15 protein-coding genes are annotated in these 15,621 nt (G+C 71.6%); 9 read left to right on the forward strand and 6 right to left on the reverse strand.

Translation table 11 applies throughout. The features are described from left to right. The first annotated feature begins 44 nt into the window (after window positions 1-44). The 8 genes from IPJ17_08260 (at window position 45) to IPJ17_08295 (ending at window position 9,840) form a co-directional block, all read left to right on the forward strand. A complete protein-coding gene (locus IPJ17_08260) occupies window positions 45-1,469 on the forward strand; it encodes an acyl--CoA ligase (GenBank protein QQR75553.1) in 1,425 nt (474 codons plus the stop codon). A gap of 96 nt (window positions 1,470-1,565) precedes the next feature. Beyond that, complete coding sequence (locus IPJ17_08265; protein QQR75554.1) at window positions 1,566-3,155, forward strand: NAD(P)/FAD-dependent oxidoreductase; 1,590 nt, start codon at window positions 1,566-1,568, stop codon at window positions 3,153-3,155. Between the two features lie 14 nt (window positions 3,156-3,169). Then, window positions 3,170-3,913 (forward strand): esterase, encoded by a 744-nt coding sequence (locus IPJ17_08270; protein QQR75555.1) that lies wholly within the window; start codon window positions 3,170-3,172, stop codon window positions 3,911-3,913. A gap of 8 nt (window positions 3,914-3,921) precedes the next feature. Further along, on the forward strand, window positions 3,922-5,565 hold the full coding sequence (locus tag IPJ17_08275) for a SpoIIE family protein phosphatase (protein QQR75556.1): 1,644 nt from the start codon (window positions 3,922-3,924) through the stop codon (window positions 5,563-5,565). Window positions 5,566-5,653: 88 nt separating this feature from the next. Continuing rightward, the gene (locus IPJ17_08280) at window positions 5,654-6,721 is read left to right on the forward strand and encodes a cytochrome C (GenBank protein ID QQR75557.1); all 1,068 of its coding nucleotides are present in this window, start codon (window positions 5,654-5,656) and stop codon (window positions 6,719-6,721) included. Continuing rightward, on the forward strand, window positions 6,718-7,530 hold the full coding sequence (locus tag IPJ17_08285) for a hypothetical protein (GenBank protein QQR75558.1): 813 nt from the start codon (window positions 6,718-6,720) through the stop codon (window positions 7,528-7,530). The genes IPJ17_08280 and IPJ17_08285 overlap by 4 nt, the downstream gene beginning before the upstream one ends. A 43-nt stretch (window positions 7,531-7,573) precedes the next feature. Further along, complete coding sequence (locus IPJ17_08290) at window positions 7,574-8,791, forward strand: DUF4388 domain-containing protein (GenBank protein ID QQR75559.1); 1,218 nt, start codon at window positions 7,574-7,576, stop codon at window positions 8,789-8,791. A gap of 272 nt (window positions 8,792-9,063) precedes the next feature. Then, window positions 9,064-9,840 (forward strand): hypothetical protein, encoded by a 777-nt coding sequence (locus IPJ17_08295; protein QQR75560.1) that lies wholly within the window; start codon window positions 9,064-9,066, stop codon window positions 9,838-9,840. Here IPJ17_08295 and IPJ17_08300 read toward each other — a convergent pair. Beyond that, window positions 9,804-10,592 (reverse strand): FHA domain-containing protein, encoded by a 789-nt coding sequence (locus IPJ17_08300; GenBank protein QQR75561.1) that lies wholly within the window; start codon window positions 10,590-10,592, stop codon window positions 9,804-9,806. The genes IPJ17_08295 and IPJ17_08300 overlap by 37 nt on opposite strands. Window positions 10,593-10,649: 57 nt before the next feature. Between IPJ17_08300 and IPJ17_08305 the strand changes: the two genes are divergently transcribed. Then, window positions 10,650-11,018 (forward strand): hypothetical protein, encoded by a 369-nt coding sequence (locus IPJ17_08305; protein QQR75562.1) that lies wholly within the window; start codon window positions 10,650-10,652, stop codon window positions 11,016-11,018. A gap of 42 nt (window positions 11,019-11,060) precedes the next feature. Here the strand turns inward: IPJ17_08305 and IPJ17_08310 are convergent, their stop codons facing one another. From IPJ17_08310 to IPJ17_08330, 5 genes are all read right to left on the reverse strand, one after another. After that, window positions 11,061-12,500: a cobalamin-dependent protein gene (locus IPJ17_08310; protein ID QQR76123.1), complete on the reverse strand. Its 1,440-nt coding sequence runs from the start codon at window positions 12,498-12,500 to the stop codon at window positions 11,061-11,063. A 148-nt stretch (window positions 12,501-12,648) separates the two neighbouring features. Continuing rightward, window positions 12,649-12,999, reverse strand: coding sequence for a hypothetical protein (locus tag IPJ17_08315; protein QQR76124.1), 351 nt, complete (start codon window positions 12,997-12,999; stop codon window positions 12,649-12,651). Beyond that, window positions 12,996-13,544, reverse strand: coding sequence for a hypothetical protein (locus IPJ17_08320; GenBank protein QQR76253.1), 549 nt, complete (start codon window positions 13,542-13,544; stop codon window positions 12,996-12,998). Before IPJ17_08320 ends, IPJ17_08315 begins: the two co-directional genes overlap by 4 nt. Next, on the reverse strand, window positions 13,541-14,359 hold the full coding sequence (ccsA, locus tag IPJ17_08325; protein ID QQR75563.1) for a cytochrome c biogenesis protein CcsA: 819 nt from the start codon (window positions 14,357-14,359) through the stop codon (window positions 13,541-13,543). The genes IPJ17_08320 and ccsA overlap by 4 nt, the downstream gene beginning before the upstream one ends. Beyond that, window positions 14,359-15,606, reverse strand: coding sequence for a cytochrome c biogenesis protein ResB (locus tag IPJ17_08330; protein QQR75564.1), 1,248 nt, complete (start codon window positions 15,604-15,606; stop codon window positions 14,359-14,361). Before IPJ17_08330 ends, ccsA begins: the two co-directional genes overlap by 1 nt. Window positions 15,607-15,621 lie beyond the last annotated feature (15 nt).

A 15,621-nucleotide genomic window follows, 5' to 3' on the forward strand; every position in this document is an offset into this window, starting at 1 on the left:
ATACTTGCAGCGGAGCAGCCAGCCCTCCGCGGCCGGCTCTGTCGATGACCTCCGATCCGATTCTCCGGGACTTCGCCGCGCTGCTTGCCGCAGAGCCGCGCCGCCCGCTCGTCGCTTCGCCGCGGCGGCGCGCCACCGTGGCCGACGTGGATCTGGCCGCGGGTCTCCTCGCCGGTCTCGTCGGCCGGCGGGAGCTCGGCGAGGGTCGACTCGTCGGACTGGCGGCGCCGAACGGCCCCGCCTTCCTCGCCGGTTTCCTCGCGCTGCGGCGGGCCGGCTGCGTGCCGATCCTGCTCGATGTCGCCGCCCCGGAGCCGGCACGCGCCGCGGTGGTCGCCGCGCTCGGCGGTGCCGGCGTCCTGGCGACGGGTCAGGCGTGGGCTGCAGGAGCGGGCGAGTGGAGCTATCTCCCCGCCCCGGCTGCCGCCTCGCGGCGCCTCGCACCCGAGCTCGGGGCGGTCAAGCTGACCTCGGGGTCGACCGGTGCGCCGCGCGGCATCGCCGTGCGGGCCGAGGCGCTCGCCGCCGACGACGATCAGCTCACCGCGGTCATGGGGCTTTCCGCCGACGACCGGATGGTCGCGGCCGTGCCGCTCTCCCACTCCTACGGCTTTGCCAGCCTGGCGCTCCCGGCGTTGCGCCGCGGCGCCCTGCTGCTGGTGGCCGAGGAGCGCTCGCCCCTCGCGCCGCTGCTCGCCGCCCGGACCGGCGAGGCGACCTTCTTTCCCACCGTGCCGGCGTTCCTGGGGGCGTTCTCCCGGCTCGCCGAACCGCCGCCGCTCCCGGCGACCCTCCGCCTCGTGGTCAGCGCCGGGGCCCCGCTCGCACCCGAGACCGCGACGAGCTTCCGCGAACGCACCGGACTTCCGGTCCACGTCTTCTACGGTGCCAGCGAGTGTGGCGGGATCGCCTACGATCGAGTCGGCGGGGCGGCCGAGCGCGGCTCGGTCGGCGAGGCGATTCCGCACGTCGCCCTCGAGCTCGACGCCGAGAGCGGGAGGCTCGCCGTCCGTTCGGCGGCGGTCGCCGACGGCTATCTGCCCGAGCGCAGCCGCGAGGACGGGAGCGACACCGGGACGGATCTGGGCGGCGGTCGCTTCCTCACCGGCGACCTCGCCGCGTTCTCCGGCCGCGAGCTTCGTCTTCTCGGACGCGCCGACGACCTGATCCTGGTGAAGGGGAAGAAGGTCAATCCGCGCGAGGTGGAAGGGGTGCTGCGTGGGCTCGCCGGGGTGACCGACGTGGCGGTCGTCGGAGTGCCGGCCCCGGGGGCGGCCGGGGATCAGGTCCGCGCGGTCGTCGCCTGTCCCGGCGGCGAGCTCGCCTACGAAGCGGTCGCGGCTTACTGCCGGTCGCATCTGCCGGAGCACAAGGTTCCGCGCAGTCTCGTCCTGGTGCGCGACCTGCCGCGTACCGATCGCGGCAAGCTCGACCGCGCGGCACTGCTCGCCTTGTCGGGCCCGAGCTGATCGGCGTCGGCGGCCGATCACCTGCGGCCGCACCGCCATCCCGCTGCTAGACTCGCCTTGTCGCGGCTCGCCGCGCCACCCTCGGGAGCCGGATCGATGGAGACCACGCGCTACGACGTCGTCGTTCTGGGCGGAGCTTTCAGTGGCTCGGCGGCGGCGACGCTGCTGCGACGGGAGGCGCCGCAGCTCTCGATCCTCGTGGTGGAGAAGGCACCGCGATTCGACGCCAAGGTCGGCGAGGCCACGACCGAAATGTCGGCGATGTTCCTCACCCGCCGTCTCGCCCTCTGGCGACATCTCGAAGCCGAGCACCTCCCCAAGGAGGGCCTCCGCTACTGGTTCGTCAACGAGGGGGTCCACAACCACGGCGAGGCATCGGAGACCGGAGGCTACCTGCGGTCGACGATTCCCTCGTTCCAACTGCGCCGCGACGTGCTCGACGAGCACCTTCTCGCCGAGGCGGAGCGCGAAGGGGCGACCGTCTGGCGTCCGGCGCGTGCCGTCGAGGTCGAGATCGGCGAGCTCGATCACCGGGTGACGATCGAGCGCGGCCGCGAACGGCTCGACGTGCGCTGCCGCTGGCTGCTCGATGCCACGGGGCGGGCGACCTTCGTCGGCAAGCGACTCGGTCTGGTCGACCGCACCGACGAGCACCCGACGACCTCCTGCTGGGGACGCTTCCGCGATGTCCGGCACATCGACGACCTTGCCGCGCGCGAGTACCCGGCGCTGGCCGCCGGGAACATCGGATCGCGTCGCCTCGGCACCAATCACTACGTCGGCCGTGGCTATTGGGTGTGGGTGATTCCGCTCGGCAACGGCGAGACGAGCATCGGCGTGGTCTACGACCGCCGGCTGCTCGACCTCGACCCGCAGGGCGCGCACCGCGGCGATCCGCGCGGCGCGTTCGAGGCGTTCCTGCGCGCGCATCCGCTGCTCGGCGAGCTGCTCGCCGGCGCGACGCTGCGCGAGGAGGACTATCGCGGCTACTCGCGTCTCGCCTATCTCTGCCGGCAGTACGCCGGGCCGGGCTGGGCGCTGCTCGGCGATGCGGCGGCGTTCCTCGACCCCTACTATTCGCCCGGGCTCGACCATGCGTCGTTCACCATCGAGGCGTCGGTCGAGCTGGTCAAGGCGGAGAGCCGCGGCGAGCCGATCGCCGAACGCCTGGCCGAGCACAACGCCACCTTCCGTCGCTCGTACCTGCGCTTCTTCGAGGCGATCTACCGCGACAAGTACTTCTACATGGGCGAGCACGACCTCCTGTCGGCCGCCTTCCTGATCGAGACGGCGCAGTACTACCTCTTCGTCGTCACCCCCGCCTACCGGCTGCACAAGCGGTTCTTCTGGATGCCGGTGCTCGGACCGCGCGAGGCGGCGTTCAACTACTGGCTGATGAAGACGGCCAATCGCCGTTTCAAGAAGATCGCCGAGTGGCGCCGCCGGGCGGGAGAGGCCGGGCGACGCAACGCCGGCCGGCGGCTGACCGCCTACTTCGCGCCCGATACCGCGCCGCTGCGCATGGCGTTGCGCGGCGTGCGGCTCTGGGTGGCCGCCGAGCTCGACGCGGTGCGCCTGCGATTGCGGCTGCTCGCCGGAGGCCGCGACGCGACCGACGCGACCGCGCCGCCGGACCCGGTGCCCGAGAGGCCGTCAGTGGCCGCGGGCTCGTCGAGCGAAGGCTGAGTCGCGAGTCGACGATGCGCCGCGATCACTATCAGCTCGACAGCCCGCCGCTCGGCCGCCGCATCCATCTCTGGGTCTACGGGCACTTCGGCCAGCCGATCGTCGTCTTTCCGTCGGCCGCCGGTTTCGCTCACGAGTGGGAGGCGCAGGGGATGGTCGCCTCGCTCGCACCGTTGCTCGACGGAGGGCGGATCAAGCTCTACTGCCCGGAGAGCAACGTGAGCGAGGCGTGGACCCGCCAGGACGCCGATCCGGCATGGCGGATCCAGCGGCACCTCGCCTACGAGCGCTTCGTCCTCGAGACGCTGGTGCCGGCGGTGCGGGCCGATTGCCGCTCGGAGACGTTGCCGCTCGCCACCGCCGGCTGCTCGTTCGGCGGCTTCTACGCGGCGAACTTCGCCCTCAAGCAGCCGGAGACCTTCCGCTGGGCCCTCTGCATGAGCGGGCGGTACGAGATGACGAACTTCATCGGCGGCTACTCGAGCCCGGAGGTTTACTTCAACAACCCGCTGGCGTACGTGCGCGGTCTCGAGGGTGCCGCGCTCGAACGCGTGCGCGACAACACCTCGCTCTCGCTGGTCTGTGGCCGAGGGCCGTGGGAAGAGGGTTGCATCGAGGAGACGCTGGCCCTGGCCGACCTGCTCGCCGACAAGGGGATCCCGCACGAGCGGGACATCTGGGGCCACGACTCGGCACACCAGTGGAACTGGTGGATGCGCCAGGCCTGGCACCATCTCGGCCGGCGTTTCGGAGGCTGACCACCGCCATGGGAGCGTTCACCTACCTGCTCGTGGCCCGCGATTCTTCGCGCGGGCCGGCGCGTTTCCGTCCGCAAGCGAGCGAGCAGCGGGTCGGCCGCGATCCGGCGAGCGACCTGGCGATCGCCGATGCCACGGTGTCGCGCCGCCACGCCGTGTTGCGGCGCGACGGTTCGCGGCTCGAGGTCGAGGATCTCGGCTCGGCCGGCGGCACTTACGTCAACGAAACGCGGGTCCAGCGCTGTCCGCTCTCGCCGGGCGACGTGGTGCGCTTCGGTCCGCGTGTCGAGTACGAGGTGGCTCAGGAGGTCGACACCGGTTCGACCTCGCTGGCGCTCGACCTCAACCAGCTGCGCCGCGCCGCCGAGCCGCGCCCGGAGGAGGGCGAGAACCTCCGTCATCTGCAGACCCTGATGGACGTGGCGCGGGCGCTCAACGCCGCCACGGTCCTCGACGAGGTCCTGCAGGTGGTGTTGCAGGCGGCCGCCAAGCTGCTCGACGCCGAGCGCGGCGCCGTCATGCTCCTCGACGAAGCGGGCGGGCGGACGGCAGCCGTGAGCTTCCCGCCGGGTACGTCGAGCGCGCTCTCCGCCGAAAGCGGTGCGCTGCTCGAGCGCGCGGTTGCCGAACGCCGGGTGCTCGCCCAGGCGGCGCCGGGTGGCTTGCAGCAGGTCGCCTGCCCGTTGCTCGTGGCTCGCCGCCCGCTCGGCTCGGGGCTCGAGGCCTCGTTCATCGCCCGCGTCGAGGTGCTCGGCGGCATGCTGCTCGAGCGCGGCGGCGATCCTGCCGACGCGACAGCTGCTGCCGGTTTCCCGCGCTCTGCGCTCGCGGTGCTCGAATCGCTCGCCGCCGATGCCGCGACCGCCATCGACAGCGCCCAGCTCTATCGCGAGGCGCGGGAGAAGGCGAAGATCGAGCACGAGATGGGGCTGGCGCGCAGCATCCAGGCGGCGCTGCTCACCCCGCCGCCGCGCCTGCCGTTCGCCGACGTCTTCGCCCATACCCAGCCGGCGCGGACCGTCGGCGGCGACCTCTATTTCGCCACGGCGCGCGCCGACGGCGCGCTCGGCTTCGCGCTCGGCGACGTTTCGGGCAAGGGCGTCGGAGCCGCCCTCTGGATGTCGCTGGTGCAGGGGCTGCTCGGGCTCTTGCACGACCTCGGCCAGGGGCTCGAGCAGATGCTGCCGGCCCTGGATCGCTCGCTGCGCGCCAAGAACCCCGGAAACCGCTTCATGACGATGGGTGCCGCCCTGCTCGCTTCCGACGGAACGCTCCGGCTCGCCAGCGCGGGGCACTGTCCCATCGGCCTGCTTCGTGCTTCCGGCGAGCTCGAGCTCGTCCCGCCGACCGGTCCGTTGCTGGGTCTGCTACCGGCGGCGCGCTGGTCGGTGCTCGAACGCCGGCTCGCCCCCGGCGACAGCGTCGTGCTCTACAGTGACGGCATCACCGAGTCGGAGTCGCTCGATGGAGTCGAGTTCGACGTCGGCGGCGTGCGCTCGGCGCTCGCCGGGGAGCGCGACGGCGATGCCGAGGCGATCGGGCGCCGACTGCTCGAGGCGGCGGCGCGGCATCGCGGTGGGCGCGAGCCCGGGGACGACCTGACGCTCCTCGTGGTGCGCTATCGCGGTCCAGAGGTCCGATTCGAGGACTAGTCCAGTCCTTTTGGGTGGGATCGGGGCTCGATGGCAGGGCTACACTGAGCGGCACCTGGGTCTCCAGGTCTTCTCGGGGGGGAAGCCCATGGCTTGCCGATCCGTCCTGTTGTCGCTCGTCGTCCTCGTCCTTCTCCCGCTTTCCCTTGCCGCCGCGGCCAACCCGCCGGGGCCGCCCCAGGGCCCGCTCGCCGATCGCGCGAGCGCCGTCTCGGTCCATGCCCCGTTCGAAGCCGGCGCCTGCGGCCTCTGCCATGCCTCGGACAATCCCGCTTCACCCGGCGCCCTGCGAGGCGAGGTCAACGCCATCTGCTTCAGCTGCCATACCGACGTGCAGGAGGCGATGGCGGGGGCACGCGTCACGCACCGGGCGGCGGTCGAGCGCTGCACGCGCTGCCACAACGCGCACGATTCCCGCCTGCCGAAGCTCCTCGCCGCGTCGCCGCCCGACCTTTGCTACGCGTGCCATGCGGAGGTGAAGAGGGTCGCCACCACGAGCGCGGTGCGACACGACGCGGTAGAGAAGGGGCGCTCCTGTCTCGCCTGCCACAGCCCGCACGCGGCGAAGGTGGAGAAGCTCCTCGCCGGGCTGCCGTACGACCTGTGCGTGAACTGCCACTCCGGTCAGAGCCCGGTCGACCGCGAGGGCAAGCCGCTGACGAACTTCGGCCAGTTGCTGGCGCAGAACCGGTTCCCGCACGGTCCGGTGGCGGCACGAGACTGCTCGGCCTGCCACGTTCCTCATGGCTCCGAGCATTTCCGTCTGCTGGTGGCCGACTATCCTTCCGCCTTCTACGCGCCGTTCACGCCGGCCAGCTACGAGCTCTGCTTCTCCTGCCACAACGAGCAGGTGGTGATGGTCGCCGACACCGACAGCCTGACGGGCTTCCGCGACGGGTCGCGCAACCTGCACTTCCTCCACGTCAACAAGTCCGAACGCGGTCGCACCTGTCGTGCTTGCCACGAGGTTCACGCGGCGCCGCAGGACCACCTCGTCCGGGACAGCGTGCCGTACGGCACCGGCGGCTGGATGCTCAGCATCAACTTTCACAGCACCGCCACCGGAGGGACGTGCGAGAAGACCTGCCACGCCGCGAAGTCCTACGACCGCAAGGCGCGGCCCGCCGCCCCTGCCGCCGGGACGACCTCGCGATGAGGGCCTTCGTCGCGCTCTCGCTCGTCTCGGCGCTCGCCGCCGGCGCCGGAGCTTTCGCCTACGTCGAGATCGGCGGCAAGCTGCCGAACCCGCAGTTGGCGCAACTCTCCGGCGGCCAGCGTCCGTTCCTCTCGACCGGCAAGACGACGCTCTTCGTCTTCTTCGATCCGGCACAGGAGCACAGCCGCGAGCTGCTGCGCGAGCTCGGCGAGTTGCAGGCCGAGCGGCGGGCGGAGAACAAGGACGGTGCGGTCGAGTGGGTCGGCCTGATCTCGGACCGCCTGGGCGCCGACGCTGCCCGCGAGGCCGCGGCGCAGTCCGGGCTTCGTCTCGAGACCCTCGTCGATGCCGGCGACAAGCTCTACGGCGAGCTCGGTGTCCGGCTCTATCCGTCGGTCGGCATCGCCGACGGCACGCAGACGCTTCTCGCCTACCTGCCGTTCGAAAAGGTGAACTACCAGGCGACGATCCGTGCCTGGCTCCAGCGCTGTCTCGGCGAGATCAGCGAGGCGCAGCTGCAGGAGGTCCTGCACCCGGCGGCGGTGAAGATCGACGGCGACCTGGCGCAGGCCGAGCGCAACGCCAAGCTCGCCGGCATGCTCCTCGACGCGGGCAAGCCGGAGGCTGCGCTCGAGGCCGCGAAGCGAGCGTTGGCCGCGGCTCCCGATCTGGCCGCGGCCCATGCCGTGGTGGGTGCGGTCGCAGCGGCCAAGGGCGACTGCGCGACGGCACGCCCGAGCCTGCAGCGTGCCCTCGCTCTCGATGCCGGCAACGCCCGCGCGAACGAGGCGCTCGCGCGCTGTCCCTGAGCCGTCGCCGCCGGGTCGAACGATGAGATCGGAGTCGAGCCTCGTGCCAGGGCCCTCAGGTCACCGCCTCGTTCTCGCCGGCCTGCTCGTCGCCGTCGTCGCCGCGAGTGCGCTCGCGCCGGGCGCGAGCGGGGAGCAGGCGCGAGGCAAGGGGATCGAGGCGCTGGCGCAGGAGGTCCGCGAAGCGCCGGGCGACGTCGATCGCCTGCTGCGCCTCGCGCGCGCTTACGAGAAGGCGGGTCGTCAAGCCGAGGCGGTGGCCAGTTTCCGGCAGGCTCTCGAGCACGATGCCTCGAACCTCGAAGCGCGCCAGGCGCTCGAACGGCTGGGTGCCATCGGCTGGAGCGAGGGCGAAGTGCTCTCGCGCGCCGACGAGATGCTGGCACTCGGCCGACTGCGCGAAGCCGCGTACCTCTACGAGCGCTTCCTCAAGGACCATCCGGAGAGCGAGCGCGCCCGCAGCGGCCTCGCGCGGTCCCGGCCAGCCGACAGCGCGGCGTCCACCAGCCCGGCTCCGGCGGCGGCGACCGCGCCAAGCCCGGCTGCTGACCCGGAGCCCGACCGCGCTCCGGCGGTCGCCACGAGGACCGTCGGGGAGAGCGCGAGGGCGGCAGCCGCGACGGCCGAGCCGGACGGCGAGAGCCAAGTGGAGCGGGCACCGACAGCCCTTCCGGCGCCTTCGCCGGCACCATCGCCGGCGTCGCAGCCGCGGACGACGGCGGGCGCTCCGGGGAGCGTCACCCCGCCGGCCGTCGGGCCGGGCGCGTCGTCGAGCGGCGGCGCAGCGATCGGGATGGCCCTTCTGGGCGTCGTACTCCTCGCCGGGGGAATCTTCGTCGCGCTGCGCCAGCGGCGACGCGGCCATGCGACGATGAGCGGCGATCTGGCGATGATGTCGTTGGCGGACGTGCTGCAGTTTCTCGGGCTCGGCGCGAGGACCGGTGTTCTCGAGGTGAGCGCGTCGCCCGGCGCGGCGTCGATCTTCCTCGAGGCCGGACGAATCCGCGGCGCGATGGTGGGGGCAGCCTCCGGCCTGCCGACGCTCTTCGATGCGCTCGGCTGGCGCGCCGGCAGCTTCCGCTTCGTCGAGCGGGCGCTGCCGTCCGACTGCGGAGAGCGGATCGACCTGCCGGTGCAGGAGGCGCTGCTCGAGTGGGCGGCGCGCGAGGACGTGGCGCACCAGGAAGCGGAGACCGCGATGCCCCCGTCGCTCCTCGACCAGATCGACGACGACACGCTCAATCGGCAACTGCCGTTCTGAAGGTCCTCCGGAGTCGCCGGAAAGCCCACGGCGGCGGTCTCTTTAGCCGCTCGGCGGCGTGCATCCTCCCTTCGTTTCACCTAGTCTCGTCCGGCTTATCCAACCGAGCCAGGGACCCGTCGCGATACGGCGGATTGACTCGCGGCGACAGCGTCGGGGCCGTCGCGCGAGCGTGTGCGTCTCGCGGGTCGGAACGACCGCGAGTCATCGGGTTGCCGGCTCGGTTTCCTGGGCGCGCTTTCGCGCCGGGGTGCCATCGGGGGGAAGTCACCATGATTCAGCGCAAGAGTCGGATCCTCGTCGCCGCGTTCGTTCTCGTCGCGCTCGCCGCCGTCGCCGGCGTGGCGGTCGCCGAGGAGGCGCGCGAGCCCTTCACCTACGTCGCCGAGTGGACGATCGCGCGCGACCAGTGGAGCGGCTACGCCGAGTGGATCGCCAAGAACCACAAGCCGGTCCTCGACCGGCTCGCCGCCGACGGGACGCTCGTCGACTGGGGCATCTACGAGACCTACGTGCACACCGAGGGCGAGAACACGCACGGCATCTGGTGGACGGCGACGAGCTTCGCCGGGATCGAGAAGGCGCGCGTCGAGCTGCTCAAGGTGCCGATGCATCCGGCGGCCGCCGCGGGCGCCCACCACGACTACCTGCTGCGGGCGATCGAGGGGAAGAGCCGGAGCGCGACGGTGGCCGGCGGATTCCTGACCGTGAACACCAACGAGGTGCGCGCCGGGCACGAGAAGGAGTGGAAGGACAGCTTCGACACGTACTACAAGCCGGTGCTCGACGAGCTCGTGGCCAAGGGCACACTGGTGAGCTGGGCGTTGCACGCCGAAGACATTCACACCGGCCCGCGCGGTCTCCGCTTCCTGGTGAGCCTCTCGCCGAGCGCCGCCGCCGAGGACGAGATCGAGGCCGCCTTCACGGCCGCCGATGCCAAGCGCGGCGAGGCCCAGGGGCAGCTCCTGCGCAACCTGGCGCGGGAGTCGACGGTGATGGAGAGCCACCGCGACTACCTGGCGCGGGTGTCGGCCGGCTGGTCGAAGTAGTCCAGCGGAACGCGGTCGCTTCCGGGCCGGCGGGCGAGCTTCGACAGCTCGTTCGCCGGCCCTTCCTGCTTCGTCCGCAGGGGGCACCAGGGACGGGTCGGCTGAGTCGAACGGGTGGCGGCCCACGGCGGCATGTGAACTTCCTCACGGACGCCGCCCGGCCGCTTCCGCGAGGATGCGCGCGGAACCCGACTGCATGCTCCGTGCGACCGCCCTCGTCCTCCTGCTCGGTCTTTGGTGGGCGCCGGCGGCCTCGGCTGTCGCCTACGACATCGTCTACGTCCGGCAACCGCGCGCTCGAGCAGCGCACCGCTTTCGGCGGAGAGCGCGCTCGACGTACCCGGCGGGAAGCTCACGGCTGCCGTCCGCCCGCCCGCTTCATCGAGGAGCATGACGGCGCCGCGCTCGGCGTCGAGCAGCTTGGCGGCCGCCTGCAACACCACCTGCAGGACCTCGTCGAGGACCGTGGCGGCGTTGAGCGCCCGCGCCGCGTCCATCAGGGTCTGCAGATGACGGAGGTTCTCGCCCTCCTCCGGGCGCGGCTCGGCGGCGCGGCGCAGCTGGTTGAGGTCGAGCGCCAGCGAGATCGAACCGGTGTCGACCTCCTGAGCCACCTCGTACTCGACACGCGGACCGAAGCGCACCACGTCCCCCGGCGAGAGCGGACAGCGCTGGACCCGCGTTTCGTTGACGTAAGTGCCGCCGGCCGAGCCGAGATCCTCGACCTCGGCTGTCCGATCGACACCGGGCACGGGACGAGCAATGCCGGCGTCGGCTGGTGGCTCGACGACAACCGCCCGACGCTCGAAGTGAGCTCGCCGCGAGCCGGCGACAACGCGGCGCCGGTTTCGTTCGTTCGCGTCGGCCTCGCGGATGCGACGAGCGGAGTGGCGTTGGCGAGCCTGTCGATCACCGCCGACGTCGCGGTCGCCGTGCGACCCGCCGGGGCCGAGCTCGCCGACCTCGCGGCACCGGCAGGAGACGGCATCTACGAAATCGCACTCGGCGGCGCGCTCCCGCCGCTCGTGCGCCGTCACCTGCGCGTCTCGGTGCGCGATGTCCAGGGGAACGTGACGCGCGTCGACCGGCGTTTCTCGACAGTGCGCACCGGGCCGCTCTTCGCCGACGAATGCGAGTGGGACGGCACGCTCGCCTGGTCGGCGGCGCTCGGCCGCTGAGCGTCGAAGCGAAAGGGCAGGGGCTGTCGGCGGGCGGAGCGCTCAGTGCGCTCGCCGCATGCTCGCCAGGTCGATTCCGGCCTCGCTCATCAGCGCGCGCACCGACTCGGGCATGCCGCCGTGCGAGGCCATGGCGTGCATCTCGTGCCCGAGGTAGCTGTGCTCGATCAGCAGCTTGAGGACGGCCAGCATGAAGCGCCGCTTCTCGGCCGTGAGCTCGCCGAGACGCTTGAACTTGTCGTGGAAGAAGTCGCCGGTCGCCCGGTGGAGCTCACGCTGCGTCTCCTCGAGCGTCATCGCCTTCGGCTTGATCACCGGCTCGACCAGGTTGTAGCGGCGGTAGTCGGTGGTCGCCACGTGGTCCTTGAGCTCGTCCCAGAGGTCGGCGTACGGCCACGGCGTGATGGCGAGGAAGAAGGCCATGTCGGGCGCGTACCACTTGGCGAGCTCGACGGTGCGGCGGATCGTCTCGACGGTGTCGTCGGGCGTGCCGACGACGAACGAGGTCTCCGACACCATGGCGTGGGCGTTGATCAGCTCGATCGCCCGCTTCGAATCGGCGACCTTGACGTCCTTCTTGTAGAGGTCGAGTGTCGCCTGGTCGGTCGATTCGACGCCGACGTAGATGTGGCTGACGCCGGCGGCGCGGTACTTGGTCAGGATCGCCTCGTCGCGCAGGATGTCGACGACCCGCGTTTCGAGCAGCAGCTCGACGCCGGTGCCGCGCTCGATCATCAGGTCGAGGATGCGCTCCCAGCGATCGCCGTCGACGGTCGGCGTCTCGTCGGAGAGCATCGCCACGCGCACGCCGTGGCGGTCGCGCAGCAGCTCGAGCTCGTCGACGAACGCCTCGGCCCGCCGCCCGCGCCAGCTGCGCTCCCAGAACTTCTGCTGCGAGCAGAACGAGCAGCGCTGCTTGCAGCCGCGCGACGAGCTGACGATCGCCAACTGACCTTCGGGGCTCGGCCGGTAGAAGTAGCGCGGCCAGTCGACGAGGTCCCACGCCGGGACCAGTGCGTCGAGGTCGGCACAGAAACCGCGGTCGGGGCTCGCCACCGGCACCCCCTCGCGGCGGTAGGCGAGGCCGGCGACGCGAGCGAAATCGCCCGCCGTCGCCCGCTCCGCGCCGCCGCGGGCGGCAAGCGCCTCGACCAGCTCGGCGAGGGTGTCTTCGCCTTCGCCGCGGACGATCAGGTCGACGTTCGGGTCGGAGGAGAGGATCTCCTGCCAGCAGAAGGTCGGGTGGACGTTGCCCATCAGCGTCACCGTCCGCGGGTTCCAGCGCTTGGCGGTGGCACAGACTTCGCGCGCGTCGGGCTCCATCGCGGTGATCGCCGTGACGCCGACGAGGTCGGGGCGGAACGCCTCGATCTCGCGTGCGATGTCGTCGTGCGTGTGGCCGAGCGACATCGCGTCGTAGATCCGCACCTCGGCGCCGGCGGCGCGGGCGTGCCCGGCGAGGTAGACGAAGTGCAGCGGCATCCAGACGCCGGCCGACTCCACCACACCCGAGTGGTAGGGCGGGGTGATCAGCAGGACGCGCGGGCGGTGGCTCACTCGGTTCGGCTCCTCGGTCGGCGGTCGACGCAGCCTATCGCGGCACGGGCTGTTCTGCCCACGAGACAGGCGCTCACCGGAATGCCATCGTCCATTGCCACCAGATCCCGCCGCCGAAGACGGTGAAGAGCACCAGATGCTTGACGATCAGGGCGCGACGGCGTGCCAGCTCGGCTTCCGGGCCGTAGAAGTTGTCGACATAGGTGAAGGTCCGACCGGCGCCGGTCGCGAAGACCAGCATCACGGCGACGAGCCCGATCCAGAAGAGCTCCCGTTCCAGCCCGTCGAGGACGGTGCGGGAGGTGGCGTCGACGACCGCGCGCTCGAGCCACCAGACGCCGAGCACCGTCGCCGCCCACACGCCGGCGGCGAAGTCGTGAAGAAAGCCGATGATCACCTTGCCGATATTGCGCACGGCGTTCAGCTCCCGATCGACGTTTGCGGCCGGGCGAGATGGCCGCTCTGCCCGCCCGCACCCGGCTGGAATCCCTTCGGCTCGAGGTAGTCGCTGCGTTCGGTCCGCCCCTTCTGGACCTTCCACACGCCGCTCTCGCGCGCGAGCTCCCAGCGCATCCACAGGTCGGCGACGAAGACCGGTCCGGCGGGCATGCCGGGCTTGAGCGCCCGATCCCAGTAACGCCAACGCTCGCGCGTGCGCACGACCATCGCGTCAGGCCCCGGCGTGGTCGCCTCCAGCAACTCGAGCGACTCGACCCGGCTCTCGAGTGCCAGATGGCCTGCCCGCTTGAGGTCGATGAGGGCGACGAGCCGCCGCAACTCGTCCTGACCGGCCACGGTTTCGAGGCCGCGTGGGTCGTTCGTGCGGTAGGCGACGATCAGCGCGTCGTTGTAGCGACGCACGGCCGCCTCCGCCTCGCGCTCGAGACGGAGGCGCGCACAGCCGGCGGTGAGCTCCACTGCCAGAGCCGCAGCGAGGCCGAAGCCGAGAGCGCGCCGGCCCGCTCTCAACGCGGTTCCCCGACCATGTAGAAGTTGTGGATCGTCGGCGTGACGAGGACGACGACGTAGAGGGTCACGATCATGAACGCCAGCGCGAGGAGCGTGAGCCACGCCATCCGACGCGGCGGCCAGCCGTGCAGGATCCGGAAGTGGAGGATCACCCCGAGGGCGACCCAGGTCGACAGGGCCGTGGTCTCGATCGGATCCCACGCCCAGTAGCGGCCCCACGACTGGTGTGCCCAGAGCGAGCCGGCAGCGATCATCACGCCGAGGAAGAGGAACGAGACGAGCAGGAACTGGTGAGCGTAGAGGTCCAGCTTCGCGGGCGCCGGGAAGCGTTCGAGCCTTCCGGGTTGCCGCTCCTTGGCCAGGTAGGCGACAGCGCACGCGGCTGCGATCACCGTCGCCGCGCTGTAGAGCTTGGCGAAGCCGATGTGCAGCCAGAGCCAGTAGGAGCGGAAGATGATCGGCACCTCGTTGCGCACGCCCATCGTGTCGACCGCCCAGCCCATCATGAGAAAGCCGGCGGGCAGCACGAACACCCCGAGCGGGCGCAGGCCGGGAGCGACACGCGCCGCCACGAGGTAGACGGCGACGAGCAGGAAGCTGTTGGCCGAGAGCACCTCGTAGCGGGTGGAGAACGGACCGTGCCCGACCTCGGACCAGCGCATCGCGATCGCGGCCAGGTGCGGCAGAAGCCCGATTGCCGCGACCGCGTGCCCCCAGGCCCCAGCTCCCCGTTTGCGGAAGGCGGCCTCGGCAAAGAAGAGCGCGGTGGCGACGGCGTAGCAGGTGGCGGCGGCCCAGAACGCGGCGGACTGCATCAGGAGCTCTCCTCGGTGGCAGTGTGCGACGGCGGGGGTGTCGCGTTCGCCCAGTCGGCGACGAGCGCTTCGCGTCCGCGGGTCAGATAGACCCAGGCGGCGGGCTCGACGCCTGTTGCGGCGATCTCGGCGGCGCCCGCCGGAAGCGTCAGCAGCGCCGCGCCGAGCAGCACCAGGGTGAAGCCGGCAAAGACTGCCGGCATCCCCGGGTTGATCGAGTAGGTGAACCCTCCCCAGCGAACGACCGTGACGAGGCGCGCCGGTTCGCCGCCGAAATCGAAGGGGAGGCCGGCGGCGAGCGGCGATCGCCGTCCTCCCCGCTCGATCCAGACCGCCAGCGCGCCCGTGCCCGCGGGGTCGTGCAGCGAGCGGTCGCTGTCGACGCCGAAGACGACGGGCAGGCCGCTCGGCGAGTTGAAGGTGCCGTGCGCGCGGTGATCGCCTTCGTCTCTCAGGTGCAGGGCGCGTGCGCCGAGCTGCGGTGACTCGACGACGACGGCGAGGCCGGACGGGATCGCCTGGAAGAGGGTCGCTCCAGCGACCTCCACGCCGGCGGCGCGGTCGAGCGCTCGTTCGATGGGCGCGGTTCCCGGCGGCTCGACGCGGATCCGGCTCGCCCGGTCCGGTGCGTAGCCGCGCTGGTGGAGGAACGGGTCGAAGGCGAGCAGGCCGATCGCCAGGTCGGGTGGCGCGGAGGGCGCGAACGGTCCCCGGTCGCGGCCGAACACCGTGCCGGGCGCCGCGAGGCGCACCGATTCTCCTTCGGCGATCTCGAACGCGCCGCCGTCGTGCCAGCCCTGCTGGGCGACGACTCCGGCCATCAGGGACAGCAACCCCAGGTGCAGCACCCATCCGCCCCAGAGTGCCGCGCGAGCGCGAAAGCAGGCGCCGCCGCTTCGGGGTCGCGAGAAACCCTGAGCGGCAAGGAAGGCGGCGGCGTCGATCCCTGCGCGGACCGGGAGCTGGAAGCCGTACGGCCGCACCCGCCCGCGGAAGAGAGCGGCCACCCGCAACGTGCGATCCCAGGTGCATGCGGCGGTCGAGAGGAAGAGCAGCAGTGCCGCGCCGAGGAAGACCGGGGACGAGAAAGGACGATCGAGATGCAGCGCGAGCGCCCAGGCCGGCACGCGTGGGCCGCCAGGACGCTGCCACGGATACCAGGCGGCGAGGCCGCCGTAAACGGCGAGGAAGGCGAGCACGCCGAGCGCGAGGCGCGGCGAGCGTAGGAGCTTCCAGAGGCGGGACACGCGCGGATCGTACCC

Source organism: Holophagales bacterium (genome assembly GCA_016699405.1).
GTDB lineage: Bacteria > Acidobacteriota > Thermoanaerobaculia > Multivoradales > JAGPDF01 > JAAYLR01.

Bases quoted from the DNA above. Each gene is read 5' to 3' on its own strand.
- ccsA (QQR75563.1), bottom strand. From the start codon at position 14,359: ATGCAGTCCGCCGCGTTCTGGGCCGCCGCCACCTGCTACGCCGTCGCC.
- IPJ17_08275 (QQR75556.1), top strand. From the start codon at position 3,922: ATGGGAGCGTTCACCTACCTGCTCGTGGCCCGCGATTCTTCGCGCGGG.
- IPJ17_08270 (QQR75555.1), top strand. From the start codon at position 3,170: ATGCGCCGCGATCACTATCAGCTCGACAGCCCGCCGCTCGGCCGCCGC.
- IPJ17_08295 (QQR75560.1), top strand. From the start codon at position 9,064: ATGATTCAGCGCAAGAGTCGGATCCTCGTCGCCGCGTTCGTTCTCGTC.
- IPJ17_08285 (QQR75558.1), top strand. From the start codon at position 6,718: ATGAGGGCCTTCGTCGCGCTCTCGCTCGTCTCGGCGCTCGCCGCCGGC.
- IPJ17_08280 (QQR75557.1), top strand. From the start codon at position 5,654: ATGGCTTGCCGATCCGTCCTGTTGTCGCTCGTCGTCCTCGTCCTTCTC.
- IPJ17_08265 (QQR75554.1), top strand. From the start codon at position 1,566: ATGGAGACCACGCGCTACGACGTCGTCGTTCTGGGCGGAGCTTTCAGT.
- IPJ17_08310 (QQR76123.1), bottom strand. From the start codon at position 12,500: ATGCCGCTGCACTTCGTCTACCTCGCCGGGCACGCCCGCGCCGCCGGC.
- IPJ17_08260 (QQR75553.1), top strand. From the start codon at position 45: ATGACCTCCGATCCGATTCTCCGGGACTTCGCCGCGCTGCTTGCCGCA.